The organism is Dyella sp. 2HG41-7 (genome assembly GCF_021390675.1).
Taxonomy (GTDB): Bacteria; Pseudomonadota; Gammaproteobacteria; order Xanthomonadales; family Rhodanobacteraceae; genus Dyella_B.
On sequence record NZ_JAJEJV010000004.1, the window covers coordinates 1,797,481 to 1,812,820 of the forward strand.

Consider the following 15,340-nt stretch of genomic DNA (forward strand, 5'->3'; position numbering starts at 1 on the left):
TCGACGCTAGGCCGCCGCTTTCTCCAGTACGGACAGGTCGATCTTTTTCATGCTCAATACGGCTTTCATGACGCGTTGCGCCTTGGTTGCGTCGCCAGCGGTTAGCAGTTCGATCAATTGCGCAGGCACGATTTGCCAACTGAGTCCGTAACGGTCTTGCAGCCAACCGCATTGTTGGAAAGACGGATCGCCGTCTTTCGATAGTGCGTTCCAGTAGTGATCGATCTCCGCTTGATCGCGACAATTCACCACCAGCGATACCGCAGGCGTGAAATGAAAAGCGGGGCCGCCATTGAGTGCGGTGAATGCGTGTCCATCCAATTCGAACGCGACGGTCATCACCGAGCCGGCCGGTCGATGCGCGGCGTTGGCCGATTCGTTGTCGTATCGCGTTGTGGCGAGGATACGCGCGTTTTCGAAGATCGACACATAGCGATGCGCCGCTTCTTCCGCCTCGTCGTTGAACCACAGAAACGGCGTAATGCGCTGGAATCGCGTGTTCATGGATACCTCCGGTTCGCCATGAGGGGAAGCCTTGCTGATACGACGAGCGAGGCGGTGCGAAATCGACATAGTGCAACGCGGCGCTCGACTCGGGTGTTGTCCGCGCTGGCTATCGTTGTCAGTCATGTCTGTAAGTTTTTGCGTCGCTGTGTCTGGCTTATCTGTGTCGCGTTTTATCCGCACGACGTGCTTCGGGGCATTCGAGTCCGTTGCATTTGACTGTGCGTGGGCGCGTTCCAAGTGTTGCGTTGCAACGGAAAAGGCCATGTTTTAAGCCGTTCTGTAGGGTTTTATGTGCATGCGATGTGAATGCATGTCGCGCAGACATGACAATTTTTCCTTTGCGATACGAATCACGTTCTGGCGTGGGCAAATCGGCCAAATCGACTGGACAACGTTGTCATAACAGGCCGATACTCGCGCCACTTTGCAACGCCATGACAGGCGATGTTCGCGAAGGAGTGCTCGAAAAACCTCGGCAAGCCATTTCAAGTCGAGGGAGCGGGGAAATGCTGTCGCGGGCCGAACGGGGTACGACGCGCGACAGATATGCAGGTGTGCTGCGCGTAGCGGTACATACGTGCGCGGCACAACTAAACGATGCAAACCATTACACGCAGTTTGGATGCATGGATGCGTAATGGCGTTCGTCCCGCCCGGCTGCCGGAATTGCAGCCTGACGAAAGCCGATGTTTCTCAACTGTTGCGGTTCAGTCCAACTCTGGAGACATTCCTATGCATGTGAAGTCACTGACCTTTAGTTCGTTGAGCACGGCGATTTTTGCTGCGCTTTCCACCACGGCGCTTACGGTAGCGCCCGTGCAAACCGTGCATGCGCAATCAAGCTGCGCGGCCGCGTGGGTATCGACGAACGTGTACACCGCCGGTAATGAAGTGAGCGAAAGCGGCGTCAATTACGTTGCGAATTTCTGGACGCAGGGCAACGATCCAGCCACCAGCAACGGCGGCGCCGGAAGCGGCCAACCCTGGACATCGCAAGGCGCTTGCGGCGGTTCGCCGACGCCGACACCCACACCAACGCCGACACCGTCCGGTTGCGATGCGGCTTGGAATTCGTCGACCGCATACAACGGCGGCGCGTTGGTGAGCGAAAACAGCATCAACTACAAAGCGAATTTCTGGACGGAAGGTAACGATCCTGCGACCAATAACGGTCCTGCCGGCAGTGGTGCGCCGTGGACATCATTGGGTTCGTGCAGTGGCTCGCCCACACCAACGCCCACGCCGACTCCAACCCCAACCCCGACGCCGACGCCGACACCCACCCCGACGCCGACACCCACTCCAACCCCGACACCCACTCCTACGGGCTTTATCTTCAGCCCGTACAAGGACATGAGCATCAACATGAACTGGAACACGTACGCCATGTCGACGGACGTGACGGGTACGCTGATTCCCGTGGCCGGCAGCGGCAGTCTTTATTCGACGCAAGAGCCGAATCTTCCCGCCATCACGCTGGCGTTCGCCACGGGCGAATGCGGAAGCGAAAGTTGGGCAGGCGTTACGCCGTCGGAATTCATCAGCGCCAATATCACGCCAGGCGCGGCGAATTCGCTTGCGAGTGCGGGTTTGAAATACATCGTGTCCACGGGCGGCGAGGCTGGCGTGTTCACGTGCGGATCGGCCTCCGCGTTCCAAAGCTTTATCGCGAAGTACTACACCGCGCAAATGGTGGGCGTCGACTTCGACATCGAAGGCGGGCAAACGCAAGCCGAAGTGCAGCAGCTCGTCGCCGACGTGGCTGCAGCGCAATCGCAGTATCCGAACCTGCGGTTCTCGTTCACGCTAGCGACCTTGGGTGCGTCGGACGGCAGCTACGGCGGCATCAATCAGTTGGGTCAATGGGTGGTGCAAGCGATTAAGTCGTCCAGCCCCGCGCTCAACAACTACACCATCAATCTGATGACGATGGACTTCGGCGGTACCAGTTCCGCCAATTGCGTAGTGGTGAACGGCGCCTGCGAGATGGGCCAGTCCGCGGTGCAAGCGGCGGTGAATCTGGAGCACAGCTACGGCATTCCCGCCAGCCACATCGAACTGACGCCGATGATTGGGCAAAACGACAGCGCCAGCGAAGTCACCACGCTGGCGGATATCGACACGATCACCAACTATGCCACGGCCAACGGGTTGGCTGGCGTGCACTTCTGGTCGTTGGATCGCGACACGCCGTGCGCCGCGGGCGGAGCGTCGGCGACCTGCAACTCGTATCCGAGTGCGGGCGTGTTGGCCTTTACCAACGAGATCTTAAAAGACATCGGCAAGTAGCAGCGTAGGAGCAGGGGATTCGCAGCGGATCGGGAGGCATGCCCGATCCGCTGCGGATGAGAGGGGCGGGCCACCGGCACGACGTGCCGGTGGCTTTTTCTTGGGTTGTGTTCAGCGCTTCAGTAGATGCTTTTCGCCGTGGCCCAAGCAGACAAACAGGGGTTTGCTCTCCTGGCGCGACGCTATAGAAGTCAGTCGCTTACAGACATAAAACTGAACAGTAGTGTCGCGACGGTATGCCATTGACGAAACTACTTTCGACTTAACACTTTGCAACGAAAGAACTTTTTGTGGACAGCGTGCGGACATCTGTGTAAGTTGCGTCAACTTACGACAGGCTGACGTCGATAATTTTCTACGTCGGCCTGGCGCGATGCACAGTCAGTGGTTAATAAGAAAGCAGGGGGCGCCGCCGCTCATGCAACGTACGTTTGTTATCGGGTGTCCGCGCTCCGGCACCACCCTCGTGCAGGCCATGCTGGCCCGGCATCCTCAAGTTTTCACTCTTCCCGAAACCGGTTTTTTTCCGCGCCTCCTCGGTGGCATCGACTACCGGTACGGTGACGAAGGCGCGTCGACGCGCCGTCACAATCTGGCCCGTCGTCTTGGGTTGGCGCGTCGTTACGGGCGCCGCGAATTCGTGGAACTGCAGCGTTCGTTGTCCGGCGCCAACGTCACGCGCGCACCTTGGTTTTTGGATACATGCATCAAGCGTTTCATTGGCATGCTGGATGATCTGACCGAGCGCGCCGGGCGCGACACGTGGATCGAAAAGACGCCGCATCATCTTCTTTATCTGCCTGAGATCGAGCGACATCTTCCCAATGCGCGCTTCATTCACGTGATTCGCCCGGGGATGGATGTGCTCGCTTCGATCATGGATGCGCATCTGCGTTACGACAACAACTCCTTCAACGGCGGATTGAAGTTGTGGGCGAGGCGCTGGAATCGTGCAGTGGAAATCCATCGTTCGCGCATTGGCGTGCGGCATCATCACTTCGTTTTTCTGGAAGATCTCGTCCGCGAACCGGTGGAAGAATGGCATCGGATATGCGCGTTTCTGTCTTTGCCTGCCGAAGTCGAAATGGATCGCGCGTGTCGCCAACACATCGCCGATCTCAAAGCGGAACCTTGGAAGCAAGGTGCGCTTAGCGGTTTGCCGCACCAGGCGGATAGCAAGGCGGAGGCGTTATTTGGCCCGCAGTTGCGTGAATGGCTGCGCGAGCAATTGAGCTCCTACGAGGAGCTCTACGCGGCGAGCAGCCTTGCCTATGATCGCGATGACGGCTTCGGCGCACCGACTTTTGCGCATCCCGCAAAGCGTGTGGAAGAGGGTGCCGCAACGTTTGGCGATGTCCGTGCGCAGGCCGGAAAAACGCGTTTTCGCGTTGCCTGAGCGCTTTCGAGCGATGTTGCATGGCGTGCCGAAGAGCGCGCGTCGTGGAGCAAATGTGAAGAAGCGCGGCGGAGTTTTCGAACGATTGGCTATCATGCCTGTCACAATGAGTACTACTTCGTTGGGAAACAGGCGGTATCGTGAGTCCATCAGTTCGTAATCCCGATCGGTCCTATGGTGGATGGCTCCTCGCCATCATCGTCGTACTGGGTGTTGTGGCAGCTGGCGTTTATTTGGTCGAAAAGGCGTTGCATCCGACGCCCGCGGCCAACGCGCCGGTGACCGCTGCCGCGCCTGCGCCATCGCCCGCGCCGGCAAGCGCCTCCACTGTTATTCAACATCCGATTGCTCAGGCTTCTGCCGGCCCTGCGCCCGCATCCACGGCTGCGCTGCCGTCATTGTTCGACAGCGACGACAGCGTGCGCGAAGCGTTGCGTGGCATGGTGAATGGCGGCGATCTGGAGTCGTTGCTGATGACGAGTCAAATTATTTCGCGCGTCGTCGCAACGGTGGACGTGCTTCCGCGTCAAGGTTTGGGAAACACCAACATTCTTCCGCTGCGTACGCCCAGAGGAGCGATGCAGACGCAACAGTCGAACGGAAATACCGTGATCGCTGCAGCCAATGCCGATCGCTACGCGCCGTATATGGCGGTGCTCGAAAAAGTCGATCCGCACACCCTGGTGGCTTGGTACAAGCACAATTACCCGTTGTTTCAGGAGGCGTATCGCCAGCTGGGTTATCCGCACGGCTACTTCAACGACCGCTTGATCGTCGCGATCGACGACATGCTTTCGGCGCCGGATAGTCACGATCCCGTCGCGGTGACGAAATCGAGTTCGCACTATGTGTTTGTCGATCCGCAACTGCAGTCGTTGTCGAACGGACAAAAGCTGATGGTGCGCCTTGGCGCTGCCAACGAGGCGCAAATGAAAGCGAAGTTGCGCATGATCCGCGAACTGGTGGTTGGCGGCCAAGTTGGACATTGAGTAAGCGTCGACATCGACGCGACAAGAAAAGGCCCGCTAAAAGCGGGCCTTTTCGTTGCTGCGCGTAGCGTGTCTGTCATCCGTGATGCGTATCGCGTCCACCGCTGCCACCGCCGCCGCCGTGCGGCTGACCACCACCACCGCGCGGTTGTCCACCACCGCCGCTCACAGGACGCGGAGCCGGTGCCGCATGATAGGCCTGATACTGCGGTTGCGGCGCCGCGTGGAATTGCGGCTGATATTGAGGTTGTTGACGGAACTGCGGCGTCGGTGCGGGTCGATACGCCGTTTGCTGCGGACGATACGCGTTCACCGGACGAGCTATGTTGTTGGTGGGGCGCGACACGGTGTTCGCCATGTTGTTCATCGGGCGTGCCGTGTTGTTTGTCGGACGCGCCATATTCGCCGCCGGAGCTGCACCTTGCGGACGATAGTTGTTGCCAAAGTTTGCCGCCGTATGCGACGCGTTGGCCGTGTTGGTCATATTTGCATGCGGCGCGAAACCGGCCGAACGCAAAGCAGTGTTGTTGGTCTGCTGCGGTGCATGGATTGTGTTTGCATTGATCCGCTGCGCATTGGCGGCGGCCGGGGAGAATTGGCTGCCGCGAGCCGCCGGGGCGCCTGCGCCTGCCAACGCACTGACGTGCGAGGCGGCCGCCATCGACGGATTGCCGTGATTGACCGACGCGCGCATCGCAGGATCGTGGCTGGCCGTCGTCATCTGCCGCTGCTGCGCCGCAACCGGTCCCATGCGCGACTGGCGTGCAAACGCCATTTGTTGCGGCGTCGCGCGCGCCATGGTGCCGCCGCGACCGCCGTTGTAACTGACGTGGTTGCCGTTGAAGTTATTGATGACGGTGCGGTTGTAGATGTTGGTTACATGTACGTTGTCGATGCGATTGACCGAACGGTTGTAGTAAAAGCCGCCATGGCCCCAATAACCGCCGGCGTAACCGATGCCGGTGTAGCCCCAGCCGTAGTTGATGCCGCCGTAGAAGCCGACGTGATCGCCCCAATAGCCAGCATGGAACAGGTACACCGTACCGTCCCAGCCCCAATAGCCAGGCGTCCACAGCGCACCGTAATACGGCGCGAGAATCCAAGCACCCGGTACCCAGTAATACTCGCCGCCATCCCATGCCCAATAGCCCGGCGTCCAGATATAACCAGGACCGGGAATCGGCGGCTGTTCGTAGACCGGCAGCGCGGGCGGCGGGAAGCCCACCGAAACACCGACGCCGATAAACACGCCGGCTTCCGCTTTTTGCGGGAGTGCGGCGAACGCAGCGATCGCGCCGAGCACGCCTGCCAAGGCACGCACGAGCAACGTGTGCTTCGCCGAAACGTGTTGCGTAACGCTGATGGCTTTCATGGCGTTTCCTCCTGGGATTGCACCCTACAAGAGAAAACGCGGGAAAGTCCGTCACGTTGCCATCATGAAGCGTGATAAGTTCATCGTCGTTCAGCAGGCAAGCGACCACATGGCGCTGCGTATGTCTTGCAACACATTGTGCTGTCTGGTTTTGGCGTTTTCCAAATAGCAGGTAAACGACTGGCTTAGTTTTACCTTAGAAAGTCACGAATTCCGATGTTTTAACGAGCGCGTTGGCCCTCCCCAAGGTTCGCGCATTCACCAAGGACATGGCATGTCGCAGCTTCAATCTCTCCGAACGTTTGCCCGCTATCGTGCTTGGGCGGACCGGCTGCTTTATCAGTCGCTGGCCGATGTGCCCGAGCATGCATTGACGGCGGCGCAGCCGATTATTTTTGGCAGCGTGTTGCGTACGCTGAATCATGTGTATTGCATGGACCAGGTGTGGAAGGCGCATCTGCAAGGTGTTCCACATGGGTTTACGTCGCGCAATCCAGAGGAATGTCCTGCGTTCGAAATACTTCGTTCCGGGCAAGCGGCTATCGGCGAGTGGTATATCGCGTACGCCGAATCGCTCGACGAGCAAGCCTGCGATGAAACGGTTCGATTCACGTTTATCGGCGGTGGAGAAGGTCAAATGCGTCGCGGCGATATGCTGCTGCATGTGGTCAATCACGGCACGTATCATCGCGGACATATCGCCACGATGATGTATGGCATGTCTGTGCCTCCACCGACCACCGATTTGCCCGTGTTTTTGCGCGAGGCGGGTTGAGGCTTTGGTCGGTCGCAATCCAGCGGAGTAGAAATGAGGTACGCTGCCGCCATGAGCATTGGCGGGTCAGGCGCGAGACAGGGCCAAATTTTAGGCCTGCCGCCTCCCACGCCAAAAGAAATTCATCGCCTATTTTTTGCCTTGATGCCCGACTTGGCGACGCGCATCGTTTTTCGCGATGTTTCGGTATTTATGCAACAGCAGCATCCGGAATTACGCGCGCGATGGGTGAAGCCTGAGCGGTTTCACGCCACATTGAATTTTCTGGGCGATTACCCGGTGTTTCCACAAGATGTGGTGGATAAAGCAAGCGATGCGGCGGCGAGGGTGCACGCGGAGTCGTTTGTCTGGACGCTCGACTATGTCGCCAGCTTTCGCGGTCGTGAGCCGCCGTGCGTTCTGCGCAGCACGCACGTTCCGGATTTGCTCCTTGCGTTGTGGCGCACGATGCATGAGGCGCTCGCCAAGGCGGATCTGCATCTGCGCGTAGAACGTCAGTTTACGCCACACGTAACGCTCGCCTATGCCCGGCGCGCGCTGCCCGATGCGACATCGTTAACGCCTATCGAATGGTCCGTGGATCGATTTGTGCTGATTCATAACATTGTGGGGAAGGGCAGTTACCGAATTCTTGGAAGCTGGCCGCTGTCCAAATCCAACGCCTGATCCAGCATGGGCCACAAGTCAGGTAGGCGCGCGTGCCGCCGGAGCGCACAATCCAGCGGCTCCCCACCTGTCAGGAGGTTGTCATGCGTTCGATATCCGTCGTTCTGCTTGCTGCGTTGACGCTTCCAGGGGCAACCCTGGTAGCACAAACTTCGCAGCCGAATCATCTGCACGCGCTGCAATACATACCGCCTTACGTTCGCACCGCTGTCGCCGACCCCATTCGCGCTCAAGACGCCAGTAACGATGCGCGCCGCAAAATTACCGACGTCATGGTTTTCAGCCAGGTGAAACCTGGTCAGAAGGTGCTCGAGCTGATTCCGGGTTCTGGCTATTTCACGCGCGTCTTCAGTGCAGTGGTCGGTGCGCAGGGCCACGTTTATGCACTATGGCCGAACGAATACGTGAAAGAAGATGCCGATGAAGTGACCGGGTTTGAGAAAATTTTGTCCGATTCGCACTACGCAAACGTATCGATGCTCAAGCAGCCTGCTGCGCAGCTGAGCGTACCGGAGCCGGTAGATATCGTATTTACGTCGCAGAATTATCACGATTATCCGGATGCCTTTATGGGCAAGGTCGATCCAGTGGCGTTCGATAAACAGGTTTTCGCGGCGTTGAAGCCGGGCGGATTGTTTATCGTGATCGATCACGTCGCGCCCGAGGGCTCGGGCATGGCCGATACGGATACCCTGCATCGCATCGATCCGGATATCGTCAAAAAACAAGTGGAATCGGCGGGCTTCGTGTTTGCCGGCGAGAGCGGTGTGTTGCACAACCCGAACGATCCGCATACCAACAAAGTATTCGACAAATCGATCCGCGGCCACACGGATCAATTTATGTTCCGGTTCCGCAAACCCAATTGATGCTTGCGACTTTCTCCCCTTCGAACATGTTTCGAAGGGGAGAAATCAGCGCAATGATTTTCGCGGTCAGTTGTTCAAGCCTTTCCACATATCGTTCAGCAATTCGTCGGCGGGATCGTTGGTTTGTTCCCAATACATGATTCCGCCCAGATGTTCGGCTTTGATGTAAGCCATCTTGGCCGCAATCGATTGCGGATCGTCGTACGTGATAAAGCGATGGGTGGTTGCGTTCCATAACCAGGGCGCTTGCGCGGCGTCGTCCCAATAACGCACGTAGCCCTGTTTATTGATGAAGTCCTGTTTCAGTTCCGGCCAATTGTGGCCGCTCTGAAAATGGCCGTAGGTTTGATACAGCCCGTTGTGATCGGGCTTTACATCGGCGAATTCGCGGCCGTAAAGCGCCGCGCCGATCACCAGCTTTTGCGGCGGAACGCCGGCGGCCAGAAACTCTTTTACGGCGCGATCGGTAGTGCGGCCGTCGCCCGCGATCAATGCCGAAGCATGTAGGCCTGTGTGATGTCCCGTGGTCGGCGTGTTCGCGTTGACGAAGTCGTACGTCATCAGATTGAACCAATCCAACGACGGATTGATGGCGGCGATATCGATATCGCTGACAAACGGACCGTCCGCAATCGCAATGCTCAGCGTGTAATGCTTGTGATCTTTCGCGCCGACGCGATCGAGGCTAGCGCGAACCGACTTCAATAGCAGGGTGAAATTGGCTTTGTCTTGCGGACTGGATTTAATGCCCGACTCGTGATGTCCGGGGTATTCCCAATCCACATCGAGGCCATCGGCGTGATGCGTGGAAATCATGCGTGCGGCGCTGTCGGCGAATTGCTGGCGACCCGCGGCCGTGCTGGCGGCTTCGGAAAATCCGCCGACGGTCCAGCCGCCGACCGATACTGCGACTTTCAGTTTCGGATTGACCGACTTCAGCGCAATCAGCGTCTGCAATCCTTTCGCGTGATCGTCGTCGAGGCCGACGTTACCGTTCTTGAGCTGTGCAAACGCGAAGATCAGCGTATCGATCTTGCCGACATCTTTGGTTTGCGACGGAATCCAGCCGGTGGCGTAACCGACGATGCGATACGGCGGCGACGATTGCGCAAAAGCAGCGCCGCTCATGGCGACGAGCAAAGGCAGGAACAATCCGGCCAGCATTCGGCCTGGACGAGAGAAAGCGTGACGCATCAATGCACTCCTTAGGAAATCTGCCGATCGTGGTGATCGTATCTCGCGAGACGTTGCGCTTGACGTCGACATGACGAATCACCATGTTGACGGCATTCGGACTTGCTATTTCTCATGAACGACGCATCGACCTCTAACGATACTGTTCTGCGCGACGATCCGCCGCCGCGTAAACCGGTCGAGCCCGATCCCGGCGACTGCTGCGGAAACGGTTGCGATCCGTGCATCTTCGATCTGTACGAAGAAGCGAGGCAGCATTATCGCGAGGCCCTTGCGGCATGGCGCGAGCGTCATCCGGGCGTGGACCCCGGTTCATAAGGCTACCCAAGCACGCTTCTCGTGCACCGTGCTCAAAGGCATGGATGGGAACCGCATCGCATCTCAAGCCACGAGGCATTGATGCTGATGTTGCGCTGCATTAAATTGGCAGCCTTGGATAGGGGGAATTCTCGATGAAACGTCTTTGGGTGATCAGCGCCACAGCGCTGCTTAGCGCGTGCGGTGGTCAAAAAGTGCATGCTCCCGCTTCGTTGGGCGATCTGGTGAAACCAGGCGCCGCGCCGTGGCTCACGGTGACGGGTGGTGGGGACACGCTCGATGTGCGCGGTCTCGATCATAAGCTCACGCTGGAGCCGTCGCCGGCGCTGGCGGCCGCCGTGCAATCGCAGCTCGGCGCCCAGCTTCAGTCCAGTTACGTGCCGGATTTGGTGGTCACTTGCTCGTCGCTCTCCACGGATTTACGCGTGAACGAGGACAAGTCCCCCGGCAACGTCGCCATGAACCTCGCCGTGCATTGCTCGATCTGGGCGCACGGTTTCGACGCCGGTCGCGACTACAAAACGCAAGTGTCCACCGCCGTGGGCAGTGGCGCGGTCGATCAGGCCTACGCACAGGCGCTCCCGAAGCTTCTTGCCGACGGCGCTGGCGATATCGCGAACCAAATGCGCGGCGATATCCGCAAAATCGCGCACTGATAGCGGTCCCCGCCGCTCGTTCGAGGGGCGGGCGCCACGTCGAGGGCCAACACTCACCTGACGATCCACGCTATCTTGTTAGCTGGACAGTTTGGGGAGACCGCCCGTGAATGCAGTATCTGGACCCGACGCGCCACGCGCCGAATTCACCTTACGTGGCCTGATCATAGGCATCGTGATCACGCTCGTGTTCACGGCGGCCAATGTGTTCTTCGGCCTGAAGGCCGGCCTGACCTTCGCCACGTCGATTCCGGCGGCGGTGATTTCGATGGCCATCCTGCGCGCCATGAAGAACGCGACGATCCAGGAAAACAACATCGTGCAGACGGTGGCGTCGGCCGCCGGCACGCTGTCGTCGATCATTTTCGTGTTGCCGGGTCTGATCATCATCGGGTGGTGGACGGGTTTCCCGTTCTGGATGTCGTTCGGCATCTGCGCGGCGGGCGGCATTCTCGGCGTCATGTACACCATCCCGCTGCGTCGCGCGCTGGTCACCGATTCCGATCTGCCGTATCCCGAAGGCGTCGCGTGCGCCGAAGTCCTGAAAGTGGGTTCGGGCGAAGTGGTGGAGGCATCGGATTCGGCGGCGGTGGAAGGCGGCACCAGCGGCCTGATGGCGGTGGTCGTTGGTTCCATCGTTTCGGCGGTGTTCTACATCGTGGTGCAGACCAAGATTTTCGCCAGCGATATGGCGCAGTACTTCCGCATCGGCGATCGCGGCGCGGCGAGCGGTTATGACTTCTCGCTTTCGTTCGCGCTGTTTGCCGTGGGGCATCTGGTCGGCCTGTGGGTCGGTCTCGCGATGTTGTTCGGCGCGATCATCGGTTGGGGCTGGGCGGTACCGCATTTCACCTTGCTGCATCCGGCCACCGGCGATGTCTCCGATGTGGCGCAAGCCGCGTGGAGTCATTACGTGCGCTTTGTCGGCGCGGGCGCCATCGGCGTGGCGGCGATCTGGACGCTGGCCAAGTTAGTGAAGCCCGTTGTGAGTGGCCTTTCCTCGGCGATGGCCGCGTCGCGCGTGCGCAAAGCGGGCAAGGGCGACACCTTGCCGCGCACCGAACAAGACATTCCGATCGGCATCGTGGGTTTGATCGTGCTGATCTGCATGTTGCCTATCGCCTACCTGCTGGGGCATTTCAGCGTCGTCAGCGGCCTGGCTTCGCACACCGCGTTGCTGGTGATCGGTGGCGTGATTTTCGTGCTGATTCTCAGCTTCCTGGTGTCGACGGTGTGCGGCTACATGGCGGGCTTGATCGGTTCGTCCAACAGTCCGTTGTCGGGTATCGGCATCCTGGTGGTGATCATCGCCGCGCTGCTGTTGGTGTTGGGCGTGAAATCCGATCTGCCGGCCGATTCGGGCAAGGCGCTAGTGGCGTTTGCGCTCTTCATTACATCGGTGGTGTTCGCCGTCGCTGCGATCGCCAACAACAATCTGCAGGATTTGAAAACGGGCCAGCTCGTCGATGCGACGCCGTGGCGACAGCAGGCGGCGCTGGTGATCGGCGTGATCGCCGGTGCGATTGTGATTCCACCGGTGCTGGATCTGCTCAACAAGGCGTACGGCTTTCTCGGCGCGCCGGGCGTCGATCCCGCGCATGCTTTGCCTGCGCCGCAGGCCGGGCTGATTTCGGCGCTCGCGCAGGGCGTGATTCAAAACAATATCGACTGGAGCCTGATCGGCATCGGTGCGCTCGTGGGCGTGGGCATCATCGTGCTCGACGCCATTTTGGCCAAGACCGCCAAGTCGGCACGTTTGCCGCCGCTCGCGGTGGGCCTGGGTATATACCTGCCGACCTCCACGACGTTGATGATCGTGGTAGGCGCGATCGTCGGTTGGTACTTCGACAAGCGTGCAGACCGCACCCCGAAAGCGGACGCGACCAAGCAACTTGGTGTGTTGCTGGCGTCGGGCATGATCGTGGGCGAAAGCATCATCGGCGTGATCGTGGCCGCCTGCGTGGTGTTTATGGGCAAGCCGGCGCCGTTCGCCCTGGTCGGCGACAGCTTCGAGAACGCCTCTGTGTGGGTCGGCAGCGTCGCGTTTATCGCGGTGACGTTTGCGATGTATCGCTGGATCAGCCGCCTGGGTCAGAAGAGCTGACGCCCTGTTGTAGGCACGCCCTCTCCTTTTCGGAGGAGAGGGAACGTGGAACGCGGGTAAAATAATCGCTCCCTTTCCACGGAACGCCATCGCTTGTCGCTCGCCGGTTTCCATGCATCCGCGTCCGAAGACGTGCTGGATGCCTTGTTTTTGCCCTTTACGGACGGCGTCTTACGATGGCCCGCCGATGGACGCGTGTTGTTTTTGCGAGCGCGCGACGGGTTTCGAATGCGTGAGGTCGCGCGTCAAGACTGGCTTTGCGAACAAAGTTTCAAGCCGTTTGCCGAAGCGCTGAAGCACAGCGGTTTGCCGGTAGGCGACGTCGCGCACGATGCGCGTTTCAAGGTGGTGCTGCTTCTGCCGCCGCGGCAACGCGACGAAGCGCGCGCGTTATTTGCCAAAGCGCTACATCATCTTGAAGACGGCGGCGTAGTGGTGGCGTGCGTGCCCAATGCCGAAGGCGCGAAGTCCGCGCAGGCCGATCTCGCTGCCTTGCTTGGATCGGTGAGTCATCTTTCCAAGCACAGGTGCCGGGTGTTTTGGGGAAGGTCATCGTCGTCGATCAATCATGCGACGTTCGAATCGTGGCTTGCGCTCGATGCACCGCAGACGAATGCAGCGGGTTATTGGAGTAGGCCCGGCTTGTTCGCGTGGGATCGCGTGGATACTGCATCGGCGCTGCTGGCGGCGCATTTGCCAGACGATTTGCACGGGCGCGTTGCGGATTTCGGCGCGAGCTACGGGTATCTTGCATCACGCATCATTGCGCGCTGTTCGCAGATTGCCGAGCTCGATTTGTACGAAGCCGAAGCGCGCGCGCTGGAACCGGCGCGCCTGAATATCGAACAAGCCATGCGCGATCATGCGCGTCAACTTGCGATCGGTTTTTACTGGCACGACGTCACAACCGGCGTCGAACGGCGATACGACGCCATCGTCAGCAATCCGCCGTTTCACCAGGGCAGGGCGGATCTGCCGGATCTAGGCCGCGCGTTTATCGCGCAAGCGGCGCGCGCTTTGCAGACACAGGGACGATTGTGGTTGGTGGCCAATCGTCATTTACCGTACGAAGCCACGCTTGCCGATCATTTCGAGCACGTGCGCACCGTGGTCGTGCAAGACGGTTTCAAAGTCATCGAAGGAAGAGGTGTACGCGGATGAGGTTGGTCAAGCTGATTGCAAACCTTGGCTACGGCAGCCGCAAAGAGGTGGCGTGGATGTTCCGTGAGGGGCGCATCACCGATCCCGACGGCGAAGTGCTTTATGCCGACGACAAAGTCGAACACGCGCACATCCGCATTGACGGCGAACCGCTCGACCCGCCCACGGGCATTGTGCTGATGATGAATAAACCGTTGGGCGTCACGTGCTCGCGCAAAGATCCCGGCCGCGTGGTGTACGACTTGCTACCGCTGCGCTATCGCCAGCGTAGCCCTGCGCTTTCCACGGTCGGAAGATTGGATCGCGACACGTCCGGTTTGTTGTTATTGACCGACGACGGTGCGATGTTGCATCGGATCATTTCGCCGCGTGCGAACGTCACCAAGGTTTACGAAGCGACGTTGGCTCAGGATCTGCGCGGCGACGAGCAAGCGTTGTTTGCTAGCGGAACGATGATGTTGGAATCGGAGACGACGCCGCTGCTTCCGGCCAAGCTGGATGTGTTCGCGCCGCGTCATGTTCGTTTGTCGATTACCGAAGGGCGCTATCACCAGGTGCGCCGAATGTTTGCGGCGACCGGCAACCACGTCGATACCTTGCAGCGCACGGCGCTGGGGCGTTTGTCGACGGATGGTTTGCAAGCCGGCGCGTGGCGTCAGCTTGAAACGAACGATATCGCGCAAATATTCGAATCGGCGGATAGTTAATCCGCCGACGCGTATGTCACGACTTGGCTTGCATCTGCTGAATCCGCGCCATTTCGTCTTCGCGGCGGGATCGAGCACTGGACGTCCATGAGACCAACTTGAGCTCCGAGAGCGTGTTGCTTTCTTTTACGGCGTCCTGCTTGATCGATACTGAGAGCATCCCTGCTACCAGCTGCATTCCGCGCACTAAGGCGGAACGAGCGAGAAGCATGTGCATGTTGTTTACTCCATCGACTACCCCTGCGTAGCCGCGAGCAAACTGTACCAAGCTTTAATCGTGAATGTATAGAGTGCGTGAATATGAGTTTTTCGTCGCAATTTTGCTGTCTTGCACCAC

Annotated in this window: 15 protein-coding genes; 11 read left to right on the forward strand and 4 right to left on the reverse strand. The window is 59.1% G+C overall.

What is annotated here, in order from left to right:
• Positions 1-6: 6 nt before the first annotated feature.
• Positions 7-504, reverse strand: a complete 498-nt coding sequence (locus tag L0U79_RS09395) for a VOC family protein (protein ID WP_233841891.1) — start codon at positions 502-504, stop codon at positions 7-9.
• A gap of 735 nt (positions 505-1,239) precedes the next feature.
• On the opposite strand from L0U79_RS09395, the gene L0U79_RS09400 reads away from it, so the two are divergent.
• The 3 genes from L0U79_RS09400 (at position 1,240) to L0U79_RS09410 (ending at position 5,181) form a co-directional block, all read left to right on the forward strand.
• On the forward strand, positions 1,240-2,796 hold the full coding sequence (locus L0U79_RS09400; RefSeq protein ID WP_233841893.1) for a carbohydrate-binding protein: 1,557 nt from the start codon (positions 1,240-1,242) through the stop codon (positions 2,794-2,796).
• A gap of 418 nt (positions 2,797-3,214) precedes the next feature.
• Positions 3,215-4,192: a sulfotransferase gene (locus L0U79_RS09405; protein ID WP_233841895.1), complete on the forward strand. Its 978-nt coding sequence runs from the start codon at positions 3,215-3,217 to the stop codon at positions 4,190-4,192.
• A gap of 140 nt (positions 4,193-4,332) precedes the next feature.
• Positions 4,333-5,181: a DUF3014 domain-containing protein gene (locus L0U79_RS09410; RefSeq protein ID WP_233841897.1), complete on the forward strand. Its 849-nt coding sequence runs from the start codon at positions 4,333-4,335 to the stop codon at positions 5,179-5,181.
• A 76-nt stretch (positions 5,182-5,257) separates the two neighbouring features.
• Here L0U79_RS09410 and L0U79_RS09415 read toward each other — a convergent pair whose 3' ends face one another.
• Positions 5,258-6,553, reverse strand: coding sequence for a hypothetical protein (locus L0U79_RS09415; protein WP_233841898.1), 1,296 nt, complete (start codon positions 6,551-6,553; stop codon positions 5,258-5,260).
• Between the two features lie 274 nt (positions 6,554-6,827).
• Between L0U79_RS09415 and L0U79_RS09420 the strand changes: the two genes are divergently transcribed.
• The 3 genes from L0U79_RS09420 to L0U79_RS09430 all read left to right on the forward strand — a co-directional run bounded on the left by L0U79_RS09420 (position 6,828) and on the right by L0U79_RS09430 (position 8,863).
• Positions 6,828-7,328: a DinB family protein gene (locus L0U79_RS09420; RefSeq protein ID WP_233841900.1), complete on the forward strand. Its 501-nt coding sequence runs from the start codon at positions 6,828-6,830 to the stop codon at positions 7,326-7,328.
• A gap of 51 nt (positions 7,329-7,379) precedes the next feature.
• The gene (thpR, locus tag L0U79_RS09425; protein WP_255682914.1) at positions 7,380-7,994 is read left to right on the forward strand and encodes an RNA 2',3'-cyclic phosphodiesterase; all 615 of its coding nucleotides are present in this window, start codon (positions 7,380-7,382) and stop codon (positions 7,992-7,994) included.
• 83 nt (positions 7,995-8,077) lie between these two features.
• Entirely contained in the window at positions 8,078-8,863 is a 786-nt protein-coding gene (locus L0U79_RS09430; protein WP_233841904.1) for a methyltransferase, read from the forward strand.
• A gap of 66 nt (positions 8,864-8,929) precedes the next feature.
• Here L0U79_RS09430 and L0U79_RS09435 read toward each other — a convergent pair whose 3' ends face one another.
• Positions 8,930-10,057, reverse strand: coding sequence for a glycoside hydrolase family 18 protein (locus tag L0U79_RS09435; RefSeq protein WP_233841905.1), 1,128 nt, complete (start codon positions 10,055-10,057; stop codon positions 8,930-8,932).
• Positions 10,058-10,171: 114 nt separating this feature from the next.
• Here L0U79_RS09435 and L0U79_RS09440 point away from each other — a divergent pair, with 114 nt between their 5' ends.
• From L0U79_RS09440 to L0U79_RS09460, 5 genes are all read left to right on the forward strand, one after another.
• On the forward strand, positions 10,172-10,375 hold the full coding sequence (locus L0U79_RS09440) for an oxidoreductase-like domain-containing protein (RefSeq protein ID WP_233841907.1): 204 nt from the start codon (positions 10,172-10,174) through the stop codon (positions 10,373-10,375).
• 134 nt (positions 10,376-10,509) lie between these two features.
• Positions 10,510-11,031, forward strand: coding sequence for a hypothetical protein (locus L0U79_RS09445; protein WP_233841909.1), 522 nt, complete (start codon positions 10,510-10,512; stop codon positions 11,029-11,031).
• 106 nt (positions 11,032-11,137) lie between these two features.
• The gene (locus L0U79_RS09450) at positions 11,138-13,135 is read left to right on the forward strand and encodes an oligopeptide transporter, OPT family (RefSeq protein ID WP_233841911.1); all 1,998 of its coding nucleotides are present in this window, start codon (positions 11,138-11,140) and stop codon (positions 13,133-13,135) included.
• 93 nt (positions 13,136-13,228) lie between these two features.
• Positions 13,229-14,296 (forward strand): class I SAM-dependent methyltransferase, encoded by a 1,068-nt coding sequence (locus tag L0U79_RS09455; protein ID WP_233841913.1) that lies wholly within the window; start codon positions 13,229-13,231, stop codon positions 14,294-14,296.
• A complete protein-coding gene (locus L0U79_RS09460; protein ID WP_233841915.1) occupies positions 14,293-15,003 on the forward strand; it encodes a pseudouridine synthase in 711 nt (236 codons plus the stop codon). Before L0U79_RS09455 ends, L0U79_RS09460 begins: the two co-directional genes overlap by 4 nt.
• 16 nt (positions 15,004-15,019) lie before the next feature.
• Here the strand turns inward: L0U79_RS09460 and L0U79_RS09465 are convergent, their stop codons facing one another.
• Positions 15,020-15,220, reverse strand: coding sequence for a hypothetical protein (locus L0U79_RS09465; RefSeq protein ID WP_233841917.1), 201 nt, complete (start codon positions 15,218-15,220; stop codon positions 15,020-15,022).
• Positions 15,221-15,340: the final 120 nt, after the last annotated feature.

What these genes read in the sequence shown, in the direction of transcription:
- L0U79_RS09395 (WP_233841891.1), bottom strand. Translation starts at nt 504, where the DNA reads ATGAACACGCGATTCCAGCGCATTACGCCGTTTCTGTGGTTCAACGAC.
- L0U79_RS09400 (WP_233841893.1), top strand. Translation starts at nt 1,240, where the DNA reads ATGCATGTGAAGTCACTGACCTTTAGTTCGTTGAGCACGGCGATTTTT.
- L0U79_RS09405 (WP_233841895.1), top strand. Translation starts at nt 3,215, where the DNA reads ATGCAACGTACGTTTGTTATCGGGTGTCCGCGCTCCGGCACCACCCTC.
- L0U79_RS09415 (WP_233841898.1), bottom strand. Translation starts at nt 6,553, where the DNA reads ATGAAAGCCATCAGCGTTACGCAACACGTTTCGGCGAAGCACACGTTG.
- L0U79_RS09420 (WP_233841900.1), top strand. Translation starts at nt 6,828, where the DNA reads ATGTCGCAGCTTCAATCTCTCCGAACGTTTGCCCGCTATCGTGCTTGG.
- thpR (WP_255682914.1), top strand. Translation starts at nt 7,380, where the DNA reads ATGAGCATTGGCGGGTCAGGCGCGAGACAGGGCCAAATTTTAGGCCTG.
- L0U79_RS09430 (WP_233841904.1), top strand. Translation starts at nt 8,078, where the DNA reads ATGCGTTCGATATCCGTCGTTCTGCTTGCTGCGTTGACGCTTCCAGGG.
- L0U79_RS09435 (WP_233841905.1), bottom strand. Translation starts at nt 10,057, where the DNA reads ATGCGTCACGCTTTCTCTCGTCCAGGCCGAATGCTGGCCGGATTGTTC.
- L0U79_RS09440 (WP_233841907.1), top strand. Translation starts at nt 10,172, where the DNA reads ATGAACGACGCATCGACCTCTAACGATACTGTTCTGCGCGACGATCCG.
- L0U79_RS09445 (WP_233841909.1), top strand. Translation starts at nt 10,510, where the DNA reads ATGAAACGTCTTTGGGTGATCAGCGCCACAGCGCTGCTTAGCGCGTGC.
- L0U79_RS09460 (WP_233841915.1), top strand. Translation starts at nt 14,293, where the DNA reads ATGAGGTTGGTCAAGCTGATTGCAAACCTTGGCTACGGCAGCCGCAAA.
- L0U79_RS09465 (WP_233841917.1), bottom strand. Translation starts at nt 15,220, where the DNA reads ATGCACATGCTTCTCGCTCGTTCCGCCTTAGTGCGCGGAATGCAGCTG.